Annotated in this window: 7 protein-coding genes and 6 tRNA genes; 3 read left to right on the forward strand and 10 right to left on the reverse strand. The window is 61.5% G+C overall.

Going from position 1 to position 13,221, the window contains the following annotated elements:
• Positions 1-250: 250 nt before the first annotated feature.
• The 10 genes from V5E97_RS27550 to V5E97_RS27595 form a co-directional block, all read right to left on the reverse strand.
• Positions 251-322, reverse strand: a tRNA-Met gene (locus V5E97_RS27550).
• A 492-nt stretch (positions 323-814) separates the two neighbouring features.
• Positions 815-886, reverse strand: a tRNA-Met gene (locus V5E97_RS27555).
• A 416-nt stretch (positions 887-1,302) separates the two neighbouring features.
• Positions 1,303-1,374, reverse strand: a tRNA-Met gene (locus V5E97_RS27560).
• Positions 1,375-1,627: 253 nt separating this feature from the next.
• Positions 1,628-1,699, reverse strand: a tRNA-Met gene (locus tag V5E97_RS27565).
• Positions 1,700-2,191: 492 nt separating this feature from the next.
• Positions 2,192-2,263: transfer RNA gene (locus tag V5E97_RS27570), tRNA-Met, on the reverse strand.
• Between the two features lie 253 nt (positions 2,264-2,516).
• Positions 2,517-2,588 (reverse strand) — tRNA-Met (locus V5E97_RS27575).
• A gap of 156 nt (positions 2,589-2,744) precedes the next feature.
• A complete protein-coding gene (locus V5E97_RS27580; protein WP_406694775.1) occupies positions 2,745-3,350 on the reverse strand; it encodes a dihydrofolate reductase in 606 nt (201 codons plus the stop codon).
• A 33-nt stretch (positions 3,351-3,383) separates the two neighbouring features.
• Entirely contained in the window at positions 3,384-4,220 is an 837-nt protein-coding gene (locus V5E97_RS27585; RefSeq protein ID WP_406694776.1) for a thymidylate synthase, read from the reverse strand.
• Between the two features lie 162 nt (positions 4,221-4,382).
• Positions 4,383-5,834, reverse strand: a complete 1,452-nt coding sequence (locus V5E97_RS27590; protein WP_406694777.1) for an NADH:flavin oxidoreductase — start codon at positions 5,832-5,834, stop codon at positions 4,383-4,385.
• 180 nt (positions 5,835-6,014) lie between these two features.
• Entirely contained in the window at positions 6,015-6,749 is a 735-nt protein-coding gene (locus V5E97_RS27595; RefSeq protein ID WP_406694778.1) for a class I SAM-dependent methyltransferase, read from the reverse strand.
• A 239-nt stretch (positions 6,750-6,988) separates the two neighbouring features.
• Between V5E97_RS27595 and V5E97_RS27600 the strand changes: the two genes are divergently transcribed.
• The 3 genes from V5E97_RS27600 to V5E97_RS27610 all read left to right on the forward strand — a co-directional run bounded on the left by V5E97_RS27600 (position 6,989) and on the right by V5E97_RS27610 (position 13,211).
• Positions 6,989-8,152 carry a cysteine desulfurase family protein gene (locus V5E97_RS27600; RefSeq protein WP_406694779.1) on the forward strand — a complete coding sequence of 388 codons (1,164 nt, stop codon included), beginning with the start codon at positions 6,989-6,991 and terminating at the stop codon, positions 8,150-8,152.
• A gap of 516 nt (positions 8,153-8,668) precedes the next feature.
• On the forward strand, positions 8,669-8,998 hold the full coding sequence (locus tag V5E97_RS27605; protein WP_015246969.1) for a HesB/IscA family protein: 330 nt from the start codon (positions 8,669-8,671) through the stop codon (positions 8,996-8,998).
• A gap of 619 nt (positions 8,999-9,617) precedes the next feature.
• The gene (locus V5E97_RS27610; protein ID WP_406694780.1) at positions 9,618-13,211 is read left to right on the forward strand and encodes a PAS domain-containing hybrid sensor histidine kinase/response regulator; all 3,594 of its coding nucleotides are present in this window, start codon (positions 9,618-9,620) and stop codon (positions 13,209-13,211) included.
• Positions 13,212-13,221 lie beyond the last annotated feature (10 nt).

Genomic DNA, 13,221 nt, shown 5'->3' on the forward strand with positions numbered 1-13,221 from the left:
GATCGTTGAACCCACGATAGATAAAACCCGTGCGTATTCATTGCGACGCGGGAAGAATCACTTCAATCAAACGACAATGCTGCCTATCGACTGGATCGAAGGCCGTTGCATACCAAAGGACCCCATCAGATCAGGGGCACTTCTCTTGTTGGCCAAGAACAGGCCCTTCTGCAGACCTCTTGAAGAAGAAGGTCTGCTCCTCGTCGTTGGGATCGGCCTCTCGCCGAACGACTCGGATATGTGCAGTCAGTTGCGCCGGGCGGAATCGAACCACCTACCTCCAGGTTATGAGCCTGGCGAGCTACCGGTGCTCTACAGCGCACACGTACATTAACCGGTCGTGCCCGGTGCGTCAATGCGAAGGTGCCATGATCGTTGCAAGTTTAATGAATTCATTGAGTTGCATGTCACTACTTGTAAAGCCTCGCCGAATCCGTTTTCCCTGACGGCGTCAACGCGGACTCAATCATTCCCGTAGGGTGGGCACGGCCCACCATCCTAACCTCCCTTTAGGTAAGGAGATCGGGATGGTGAGCCGTGCCCACCCTGCGGGAGGGATTCGATCCTCGCTCCAAATCAATCGGGAGTTGATTGCGGCTTTATGCTGAACTTGGCGAAGCTGTGCCATCACTTGGAAATGGGGCCAGCCAATCACTCGGTACTGTGGGCAAAGCCGTCACCTCGCGAGAGCGAAGGCAAGCTCATCTCTTATTGGCCAAGAACAGGCCCTTTTTGCAGACCTCTTGAAGAAGAAGGTCTGCTCCGTGTCGTTGTGGTCGGCCTCTCGCCGGACGACTCGGATCTATTCAGTCAGTTGCGCCGGGCGGAATCGAACCACCTACCTCCAGGTTATGAGCCTGGCGAGCTACCGGTGCTCTACAGCGCACACGTACATTAACCGATCGTGTGCGGTGCGTCAATGCGAAGGTGTCGTGATTGTTGCAAGTGGAACGAATTCATTGATTTATGTATCACTACTCGCGAAGCTTCGCCGAACCCGTTTTTCCTGACGGCGTCAACATGGCCCCATAATTCCCGTAGGGGGGGATTCGATCTCATCGCGAATCAATCGTGAGTTGATTATGGCTTTATGCTGGACTTGGCGAAGCAGTGCCGCTACTTGGAATGGGGCCAGCTAATCGTTCGGTACTGTGGGCAAAGCCATCACCTCGCGGGAGCGAAGGTGAGCTCATCATTGATTGGCCAAGAACAGGCCCTTTTTGCAGACCTCTTGAAGAAGGAGGTCTGCTCCGCGTCGTTGGGATCGGCCTCTCGCCGAACGACTCGGATATGTGCAGTCAGTTGCGCCGGGCGGAATCGAACCACCTACCTCCAGGTTATGAGCCTGGCGAGCTACCGGTGCTCTACAGCGCACACGTACATTAACCGATCGTGTGCGGTGCGTCAATGCGAAGGTGCCGTGATTGTTGCAATCCGAACGGGCCCATCAGCTTGTGCAACGCCATTTCACGGGGTAGGCCGAACCCGTTTACTTCGCGGGAGCGAAGGTGAAGATCATCTTGTGTTGGCCAAGAGCAGGCCCTTTTGCAGACCTCTTGAAGAAGAGGGTCTGCTCCGCGTCGTTGTGGTCGGCCTCTCGCCGAACGACTCGGATATGTGCAGTCAGTTGCGCCGGGCGGAATCGAACCACCTACCTCCAGGTTATGAGCCTGGCGAGCTACCGGTGCTCTACAGCGCACACGTACATTAACCGATCGTGCCCGGTGCGTCAATGCGAAGGTGCCATGATCGTTGCAAGTTTGATGAATTCATTGAGTTGCATGTCACTACTTGTAAAGCCTCGCCGAATCCGTTTTCCCTGACGGCGTCAACGCGGACTCAATCATTCCCGTAGGGTGGGCACGGCCCACCATCCTAACCTCCCTTTAGGTAAGGAGATCGGGATGGTGAGCCGTGCCCACCCTGCGGGAGGGATTCGATCCTCGCTCCAAATCAATCGGGAGTTGATTGCGGCTTTATGCTGGGCTTGGCGAAGCTGTGCCACCCCTTAGAAATGGGGCCAGCTAATCGCTCGGTACTGTGGGCAAAGCCGCCACTTCGCGAGAGCGAAGGCAAGCTCATCATTGATTGGCCAAGAACAGGCCCTTTTTGCAGACCTCTTGAAGAAGAAGGTCTGCTCCGCGTCGTTGGGATCGGCCTCTCGCCGAACGACTCGGATATGTGCAGTCAGTTGCGCCGGGCGGAATCGAACCACCTACCTCCAGGTTATGAGCCTGGCGAGCTACCGGTGCTCTACAGCGCACACGTACATTAACCGATCGTGTGCGGTGCGTCAATGCGAAGGTGCCGTGATTGTTGCAATCCGAACGGGCCCATCAGCTTGTGCAACGCCATTTCACGGGGTAGGCCGAACCCGTTTGCTTCGCGGGAGCGAAGGTGAAGATCATCTTGTGTTGGCCAAGAGCAGGCCCTTTTGCAGACCTCTTGAAGAAGAGGGTCTGCTCCGCGTCGTTGTGGTCGGCCTCTCGCCGAACGACTCGGGTATGTGCGGTCAGTTGCGCCGGGCGGAATCGAACCACCTACCTCCAGGTTATGAGCCTGGCGAGCTACCGGTGCTCTACAGCGCACACGTACATTAACCGATCGTGCCCGGTGCGTCAATGCGAAGTGGCCGTGATTGTTGAAGTTTGGATTGCAATAAATCAAGATGTGCGTATAGGTGGTTGGGTTGCGGTCCATCCGATTGTGGCCGATCGCACTTCGCTCGGCGGGGAAAATGACGATCACCCGCTGCTTCGTCCGTGGGGGGGATCACCCGCGATCGGGGCGGCTGGAGCGCTGAGCCACGCGGAGAGGTCGAAGTTTTGATCGACAGGGTTGAGGCCTCGCTCGTGTTCGAGGCTGAGGAACCAATGAGGATGGGCATTTTTGCTGTCGGGCGGACAGTATTCCTGGCTCACAAGGCGCCACCGTCCTCCGTTGGCCTGATCGAGCGGAAAATACGTGTTGCCCGGAAAGTCTCCTTCCACGACGGTGAGCAGGAGCCGATCCCAGAGGGGAAACGTGTCGCGATAGACTACCCCGCCGCCGATGATCATGATCTCGCCGCCGTCCCCCCCCTGCTCCTCGGCGATCTTGATCGCAGCTTCGATGGAACTCGCGATCTGAAATCCGTCCGCGCGGTATGTGGCGGAACGCGACAGGGCGATGTTGAGACGACCTGGCAGCGGAGCGCGGAGGGATTCCAAGGTCCGGCGCCCCATGATCACCGGCTTGCCCATGGTGGAGTCGCGGAACCGTCTCAAGTCACGTGGCAGGTGCCAGGGCATTTTAACGCCATCGCCGATCACTCCCGTACGACTCATTGCGGCAATGGCAGAGACGATCATCACGGCCCCTTCTTAAGTCGTCAATCAAGGCATTCAGACCGCCACCTCTCCCGAGAGGCGAGGGTGATGTCGATAGCCCACCAGCCTGAATTGTTCGGGCGTGAGCCCTTCGAGGCTGGACACGCTGTCGTCGATCTCTAGCTTCGGGAGCGGATAGGGCTCTCGCGTCAGTTGCTCGCCCACTTGATCGAGGTGATTTTCGTAGATGTGTGCGTCGCCGAATGTGTGGATGAATTCGGCGGCCTCGAGACCGGTCACCTTGGCAATCAGGTGGGTCAGCAACGCATAGCTCGCGATGTTCCAGGGGACGCCCAGGAACAAGTCGGCCGACCGCTGATAGAGCTGACACGACAGCCGGCCGTTGTTCATGGAGAACTGGCAGAGCGTGTGGCATCCCGACGGACCGTGAATCTTCGGGAGATCGGCGGGGTTCCAGGCCGTGAGGATCAACCGACGCGCCGCCGATGCGGTCGGATCGGCTTTGACTTGTTCGATCCCTCGGAGTAACTCCGCCACCTGGTCCACTTGCTGCCCGTCGCTCCCCCCCCAGGCCCGCCACTGCTTGCCGTAGATCGGACCGAGCTCTCCGGTCGCATCGGCCCACTGATCCCAGATCTTGACGTTGTGACGCTGGAGGTAGTCGACGTTCGTGGAGCCGCTCAGGAACCAGAGCACCTCGACGACCACCTGCCGGAATGGCACGGTTTTGGTCGTGACCAGGGGGAACCCCTGGGTGAGATCATAACGGTTCTGATACCCGAAGAGGCTCCGCGTCTTCGGCTTCGTCCCCGTGCTCTCCAGCACCGCACGCGAGGCCTTCACCTCGCCCCGTTCGTAGACCAATCGCAGTAAATCCAGGTACTGCCTCATGTTGGGATCCTTCCCGCTCCAGGTAGTTCGCGTTCCTCACCTCGCAACGGGCGGGAAACTCTCCAATGACTTGTTCTAGGTATCGACATCTTGGGCTTCGAGAGTCACGGCGCGTCGGAGCGGATTTCTTGGTATCGGGAATCGTTCGTTGAATACGGAATTTTACCGTGGGGTTGAACCTGGGGAATCGCGTTTGAGCTGCACGAGCCGCTCCCGTTCGGGCCTGGCCTTGTAGAACGGGTCGAGCGGGTAGCAACCGGAGACCATGCCGTTGCGCGGGGCGGTGGTGCAATCGCTGAAGGTCCGGCAGATCCGCTTGCGATCCGGGACTCGACCGGCGACGACATCGGCCGGCAGGTTGGGGTAAGAGAGGACCATCCGGCCCAGGCCGACGAAGTCGGCGCCGCCGTCGCGGACCACGCGCTGGCCGACGTGGGGAAGCCAGTCCTGCAAATACGTGTAGCCCGACCCGACGATGGCCAGGTTGGGGTGGCGTGCTTTGAGTGTGGCCGTGGCGGCAACCTGGCGGGCGACTCCAATCAGCGGGTCTTCCGGAGGGAGGTAGCCGTCAGATGGGGGAAAGGCGCTGGGACGCTGGATGTGGGGGTTGTAGTAGGGACTGCCGGCCGTCGTGCAGACCCAGTGGACACCGAGCTCTTCCAGCAGGTTGAGGAAGGCGGAGGGTTCGGCCAGGTTGAGGTCCAGGCCTGTGCTCGGGTCGCCACCGAACGCGTAAGGATAGGGGGAGCCGGGCCAGGGCCACGGTTCCCCCTGACCGTCGGGGCCGGCCCGGTAGGGGAGGAAGTCAAAAACGCTCACCCGCACGCCAACCTCCAGGCCGGGGGCCTCCGACTTGATCCCCTCGACGATCTCGCGCAAGAATCGGGTGCGGTTCTCGAGGCTTCCGCCGTACCGACCGGGTCGATCGACGGCCGAGAGGAATTCGTGGCCGAGGTAGCCGTGGCAGTGCTTCACGTCGACGAATGCGAAGCCGGCGTCGCGCGCTTGCCGGGAAGCGCGGACGAAGTCGACAACCAGGCGGGCGATCTCGTCGTCGGTCAGGAGGTGGACGTCGGCCCCGAGGCCGAACTTGGGGTCGAGGCAAGGGTGCCGGTAGAGGATTTGCGGCTCCATCTTGCGCTTGTCGTACGGGCGGGCGAACCGCCCCGAGTGCGTGAGCTGGAGCCCGACATAGAGGTCGTCGGACTGGCCGAAGTGTTCGCGGTGGACGGTGTCGAGCCGGTGGCGGAGCCGTTCCAGGCTCGCCAGGTTGGCGTCGTTGATCACGAGCTGGTTCGGATTCGCCCGTCCGTCAGGCCGAACGGCGACCGCTTCGCCTCCCCAGATCAACTTGGCGCCGCTGAGGCCGAAGTTCTCCCAGCGGCGGATGGTCAGGTCCGACGGCTTGCCGTCTTCCTCACCGTCCCACCCTTCCATCGGGAGGATCGCGAACCGGTTGCCGACGGTGCCCCCTCGCCAGTGGTAAGGGCGGCCCAAAGGGGACTCCGCGCCGGGCTCGACCGCCTCGTCGAACGGGAGGTTGATGCCGAGCCGGTCCTGGGTGTCGCGGAAACTCTCGGCCGTCTTCAGACTGGCGATGCGGCGGGGTTCCATTCCTGAGCCTCTCGAGACCGGGACGCCTTTACAGCATCTCTCTATTCTCAGCGCGGCCCGGGCGGCGATCAACCGCCCGGTCGCGATGGTTCGGTCTCGGAGTCCAATCGCTCGCTCACAATCGGCGGGATCCGCTTTTTCCTTCGCAAGCAGAGCTCCACCTCACGCCCGATGCGGTCGTCAATCCTCGCTGGGGATGGCCGAGGTTTCGCGGCTGCCAACACCGATGACGTTGCGGAAGTGGGGGGGCGGAAAGATTGACGAGGGGGCCGGATCGGTGGCAACGGCCTCGGTGAGCAGGAATGGAGCGGGGCCGCGATGAACCTTCTGCGCAATGGCGCGGAGGCCAGCCTGAGCGAACAGTTCGCGGAACCGCTGGGACGAGGCGTGATGGACGTCCCCTTCGATTCCGGCCACGCAGACGTCGTAGATGAACCAGCCCCAGAGGGCGTCGCGATAGCCGTCGATCAGCATCAGCCGGCCCCCGGGACGCAGCACCCGGTGCATTTCGGCGATCGCCTTGTCCTGGTGCGGGTAGTGGTGGAAGCTGTTGGCGCAAGTCACGATGTCGAAGGTGCCGGCGGCGAACGGGAGCCGTTCGCTATCCGCCTGCGCCGGCTGGATGTGCCCGGCATGCTGCCGCCAACGCTCGGTCCCCTTGGTCAGCATCTCGGCCACCAGGTCGATGCCCCAGACCTTTGCGTTGGGCAAAGCCTCACGGATTCGGGCGGCGAAAACGCCGGTCCCACATCCCACGTCCAGGATCCGCACGGGGCGGTCTTCCGCGACGGTGCGGATCCTCCGGATCAAGGCTCGATGCGATGGCCCAAAGAGCAGCCATTGCAAGATGGAGCGATCGTAGCTTTCGCTCCAGCGGGTGAACTCGTGCGTCGCCTGGTCTCGGTCGTACGCCATGGTGCCTCCCTGCGATCTGTTGGATCCGACGGTGGGAAGGGCGGGCATTTCCATTCGCTCGCCATCGCGCCCCTTTTTTCTAATGTGTCTCGTCATCGAAGACCAAGGGGCGGCCTATTGTGCCCCGTGTTGCCCGGTAAGGGAATTCCAACTACGATGAAAAAACCGAATGTTCGGTCGAAAAATCAACGTCGCCGCCCCCCTGTCGCCCCTGTTTCACGTGGAGAGAATTCCCTAACGTGCCCAAATTGCCCGTCTATCTCGATAACCAGGCGACCACGCGGGTCGACCCAAGGGTGGTCGAGGCGATGCTCCCGCATTTCACGATGACCTATGGCAACGCCGCGAGTGTTTCGCATCGCTTTGGCTGGGAGGCCGCCGAGGCTGTCGATCGCGGTCGGGAACAGGTGGCCCGACTGATTGGGGCGGAGGCGAGGGAGATCATTCTCACGTCGGGGGGAACCGAGTCGAACAACCTGGCGATCAAGGGGGTCTTGCCGGGGCTGAAGTCGCGCGGAAACCATATTGTTACCGCGGCCACCGAGCACAAGTCCGTGCTCGACCCGATGAAGCGGTTGGGACGCGAGGGGTGGGAGCTGACGGTGGTCCCCCCTGCCCCGGACGGTTTGGTTTCGGTGGACGCGATCGCGGCCGTCCTGACGGAGCGAACCGTCCTGGTCTCGGTCATGGCGGCCAACAACGAGGTCGGTACGCTCAACCCGATCGCCGCCATCGGCCGGCTCTGCCGCGCACGGGGGATCCTGTTTCACACCGACGCGATTCAGGCGGTCGGCAAGGTCCCGCTCGACGTCAACGACGATTCAATCGACCTGTTAAGTCTTTCCGCACATAAGATTTATGGCCCGAAAGGCGTGGGCGCCCTGTTCGTCCGCCGCCGCGATCCGCCGGTGCGGCTGGTCCCGCTCTTCGACGGTGGCGGTCACGAGCGCGGGTTTCGGAGCGGGACGGTGGCGGTCCCCCTGGTCGTCGGGCTCGGCGAGGCCGCCGCGCTGGCGGGTCAGGAACGAGCCGAAGAATCGGCTCGGATCTTGGAGCTCCGCGAGCGATTGCACGCGGCGATTTCCGGGCAGATTCCGGCCATCCACCTGAATGGCCACAAGACGCAACGGCTGCCCGGCAACCTGAACCTGAGCTTCGCCGGCGTCGATGGGGAGGCCTTGATGATGGCGATGCGCGATGTGGCCGTCAGCTCGGGCTCGGCCTGCACGTCGGCGAACCCCGAGCCGAGCCACGTCCTGCGCGCGATCGGGGTCACTGAGGAACTGACGCGAGCGAGCCTACGCTTTGGCCTCGGGCGGTTTACGACAGCCGAGGAGATCGATTTCGCGGCCGACACCGTGGCCAGGGCCGTGACCCGGCTTCGCGCCGCGGAGGCGTCCTGAACGACCTGGCTCTCCATTGGCTCGCCGATAGGGGCCCATCAGGACATCAAGGAAAATCGTGGCCAACCGCTTAGAGTCTGTCTCGTAAGTTCAGGGAAACCGAAAATTGAAGGCCGTTTGGGTGCCACGGGTTCCGTACTCGGAACCCGTGCGCGCCAGGCCAAGGCATTCCCGCATGGGTTCCGAGTACGGAACCGCATGGCACCCAGCAGATCATTCAAAAGCTCCCGTGGGATTCACCTTCTGGGACAGACTCTTAGTGAACGTGAATTCATGCGAATCCCCGGTGTCGATGAACTTCGGGGCGATGCGCTGCGTATAATAGAAGGCAGACCCCCGACCCATTGAGCCAAGCGCGGAAGTTCATTCGGCGTGTTGCGACGAATAGGGGCTTTGTGGTTCTCTTGTCGGATGTGCGGGAAGGCGTTGGGATTTGACTCGACGTTATGATAGGATTATGGGGAGCGACGCAGCGTCGTCGTACCGGGGACGTTTCGCCAGCAAAGGAGATTACCGATGGGTGTGACCCTGAGTGAAAAGGCAGCTGTTGAGGTCAAGAAGATTGTCACCGAGCAGAATCTTCCCGAGGAGACGGTGCTTCGCATCGGCGTCCAGGGGGGTGGCTGCAGCGGTTTCTCCTATAGCTTGAACTTCGACACCGCCGTCTCCGAGCGCGATCGCGTCATCGACGTTCACGGCGTGAAGCTGGCCGTCGACAAGAAGTTTGACCCCTACCTCGACGGAACGGTCGTCGATTTTTACGACGGCCTGGAAAAGCGAGGCTTTGTCTTCAACAACCCGAACGTCGTCAAGTCGTGCGGCTGCGGCAGTTCGTTCCAGGTCTGATAAATGACGGACGGGCGTTTCACGCCAGTCGTCTTCGATCCGCAAAGGTAGACCATTCCAATGGTCTGCCCCTTTTTTTTGTTGCTCGAGCGGTTGATCCTCTCGAGTTGCCTGCACTCACGCCGGTTCTCTCCCTCTCGAAATCGGCAAAAGCCGTTTGAGAGACGCCCCACGCTACCCCCGATCCGAATCTCTGGGAGACTCATCAGCCAGCGGGGGCTTGTCTTTTTGCGTTCTGTTGATGATTGGATGTTAATTGAGTTCTCGTGATGATTTGTTATGGGATGTTTGGTTGGACGCTGAATTTTCGCGGTTTGCTCGGAGATAAAGCTTCGCCGAACCCGTTCTGCCCCCTACGACAACGCGTTCAGTCGTGGCATCATCGTTGGCCCAACGATCCTGTAGGGTGGGCGCGGCCCGCCATCTTAACCTCTCTTCAGGCAAGGAGATCGGGATGGTGGGCCGTGTCCACCCTACGGGAAAAATGATTCTTTATGTTGATTAGTCGTGATGCGTTGATGGGAAATGGGCGGAAAATCGAATGACAACGGCGGAACAGGATCTAAACTCAGAGTGACCTCCGGTCGAAGTCGCGTGAGCTCGCCCTCGGAACTGTCTGGTGATTCGCCGGCGCCGCGACCTGTTCCAAGCGGTCGACGGCTCTCCGGCCGGATGCGAAGGTGGAATCCTCGGAGGCGGCGACAAAGGCAACAACGAGGACGGCGTTACTTATATGCGCAGCAAGGCAAGACGGTGGCTCAATGCCCTGGGTCTGAATACGCGCATTCTGCTCCTTGTTGGGTTGCCGGTCGCGGCCACGGCCGTGATCACGACGTTCGTGGTCCACTGGACCACCCAGCGCTTCGTGGAAGATGCGATCGGGGACCAGATGGTCATGCAGGCCCGGATCGTCGCCCACCTCGTGGCGATCGCGGAGCAAAAAAGAGCGGTGGGAATGGAGCCCGCGGAGATCAATCGCCATCTGCGAGCGATCGCGCGGTTCGCCAAGGAACAACGGAATTACGACTACGAATTTTGGATTGCCAATGGCTCCGGTAAGGTGGATCTCGGTTCGGAAGGGCAAGAATTTACTTTCAAAGCCGATCAACCGCAGGCGGGCGTCTTCCTTCGCCTGCTGCCTGGCCGCCCTGATCACCTGGACGTGGTCGTTCAGGAGAGTCGCAAACGCGAGATCGACCCCTTCGTCTACAAGTATGTGGGCGTCTCGGGTGTGGACGCGCCACGGATCGTTGAGGTCGGATACAAGACCGACTCCTTGTTCGCGGAACTGGCTCGCAAGAACTCGCTGGTCGCCGCGGGGGTCGCGAGTCTTCTGCTGGCCGTGGGTGTGCTGGCCTACTTCATTCTCCGCCGGATGCTGACGGTGCCGCTCGATCAGTTGATTCGAGCCGCCAAGGCTGTCGAGGCTGACGAGTACAAGGTCGGGACCCTGAAGGAAGTTTGCGAGCGTGGGGATGAACTGGGGCGTTTGGCCCTGGTTTTCGAGGATATGGTGGAACGGCTGGCCACGCGTTATGAGTCGTTGGTCAACTTCATGCGCTCGGTCGTCATCAAGGTTCGCGGCGACTGCGTTATCACGTTCGCAAACGCGTATGCGACTGAGCTGTTCGGCTACACCAATGATGAGCTCGTCGGCCAGCCCTTGTACCGGATCGTTCCGCCGGAGTGGCATGAAGAGGTGCGGCGACGCGTCGAGTCACTCCAGGGACACGACGTTCAAGTCAATGAAGTGAATGAGAATCGGGTGAAATCCGGCGAAAGTATCTGGGTCGCATGGTCGAACCGAGTGATCCGGTCTGGCGAAGGACGAGCGAAAGAACTGCTGTGCGTGGGCAATAACGTCACCGAGGAGATGAGGCACAAAAAAGAACTGGAAAACTTGATCACCGAATTGGAGAAGACGAGAGAAGAAGCGCTGGAGGCAAGTCGTGCGAAGGGCGATTTCCTGGCCAACATGAGCCATGAGATCCGCACGCCCATGAACGCGATCATCGGTATGAGCCACCTGGCGCTCCAGACCGAGCTGGCGCCCAAACAACGCGACTACCTCAAGAAGATCGATGGATCGGCCAAGGCCCTGTTGCGGATCATCAATGACATTCTCGACTTCTCGAAGATTGAGGCCGGCCGCCTCGACATGGAGGCCGCCGAATTCAACCTCGAGGACGTCATGGAGAGCGTCGCCAGCCTGATTACCCCCAAGGCCGAGGAGAAAGGACTCGAGATCCTCTTTCGCACCGACCCGGGGCTTCCGCTTCATCTGGTTGGCGATGCGCTCAGGCTGGGGCAGGTCCTCATCAACCTGGCCGGCAATTCGGTCAAGTTCACCGAGCGAGGGGAGATCGTGATCTCGACCCGTCTCGTGGAGAAGACAGAGGACCGAGCCGTCCTCGCGTTCTCGGTCCGCGACACCGGAATCGGGATGACCCCGGAGCAGGCTGGGAAGCTCTTCCAGCCGTTCGTGCAAGCCGACAGTTCCACCACCCGCAAGTTTGGCGGGACCGGACTGGGCCTCTCGATCAGCAAGCAATTGGTCGAGATGATGGGGGGGCAGGTTGGGGTCGAAAGCGAACCCGGCAAGGGGAGTGTCTTCAACTTCACGGCGGGCTTTGGGCTGGCCCGCAAGTCGAGGACTCGGTTCAGCAGCCTGGTCGGCGAACTCCGGGGCCTGCGCGTGCTCGTTGTGGACGACAGCGGAACGTCACGCGAGATCCTGAGCGACGCCCTCGAGTCCATGGCCTTCGAGGTTGGGATCGCCACCACCGGGGAGGAGGCTCTTGTGGCGCTGGACCGGGCGGCCGACGAGGGGCGTCCCTTTGATCTGGTCTTGATGGACTACAAGATGCCCGGCATGGACGGGATCGAAGCGACCCATCGGATCAAGAAATCGTCGCGGGTTCACATGGCCCCAACCGTCGTCATGGTCACGGCATACGGCCGGGAAGAGATCATGAGCCGGGCCGAGGGCGTGGGGGTCGAAGGCTTCCTCATCAAGCCAGTCAGCCAGTCGGTGCTTCTGAACACGATCATGGACATCCTCGGGCACAACGAGAACCGGACCCCCCACCCGCTGACGGTGCAGGCGACGCAACTGGAGGCGCTGGGCTCGATCCGGGGGAGCCGCATCCTGGTCGCCGAGGACAACGAGATCAACCAGCAGGTAGCCCGGGAGATCCTGGAGTCGGCCGGGTTCGTCGTGGACCTGGCGGCCAACGGCCGGGAGGCATTGGAACGCGTGCGGGCTAACCCTTACGACGTGGTGCTCATGGACATCCAGATGCCGGAGCTGGATGGTTTGCAGGCGACGGTCGAGTTACGCCGCGACGGGCGATTCCGCGACCTCCCGATTATCGCGATGACCGCGCACGCCATGGCTGGGGACCGCGAGCAGAGTCTCAAGGCCGGCATGGACGACCACGTGACCAAGCCGATCGACCCCGACCTGCTCTTTGCCGTCCTGCTCCGTTGGATCAAGCCGGGAACGCGGAAGGCAGGCGCGACGCCTCTACCGACGGAACCGGATTTGAGCATCCCGCGCGAGACCGCCCGGCCGGAGACGGACGGCTGGCCGGGGATCGACCGCGTCACCGGGCTCAGGCGGGTTGCCGGGAACGAAACGCTCTACCGTAAACTGCTGCTCGACTTCCACCGTGATTACGCGACCAGCGTCGAGCGAGTCCGGGAGGCGCTCGCGGAGGATCGGCTGACGGACGCCGAGCGCCAGGTCCACACGCTGAAAGGCGTGGCCGGGAACATCGGTGCGATGGATTTGCACCGGGCCACGGGGGAGCTGGATTCCGCATTGCGGGTCAGTCATCTGGAGAAGGCCGGGTTGCTTCTGTCGGCCGTCGAGCGGGAACTGTCGGTCGTCATCCAGGGCCTGGAGCCGTTCGCACAAGAGGCCGTCGCCGCCCGAGCTGAGGCCCAGGCGTCGGGGCCTCGATCCGGCGAGGTCGTGGACCGGTCCGCACTCGAAACATCACTCCGCGCGCTGGCCGAGCTCGTCCTCAAGAACAACCCGGATGCGGAAGAGGCCCTCGAACACGTCCGTGCCGCGCTGAAGGGCTCGCGCGACCCTGAAGTCGAGCGCATTGCCCAGGCACTCGACCTGTTCGACTTCCGGGGGGCGGGGAAGGCAGTCGTCTCCCTCGCGGCCGCGGAAGGGATCTCGCTCGGCTCTGGCAACTCCTGAACGATTCCCA

It is taken from the genome of Singulisphaera photorubra (assembly GCF_045290345.1).
GTDB lineage: Bacteria > Planctomycetota > Planctomycetia > Isosphaerales > Isosphaeraceae > Singulisphaera.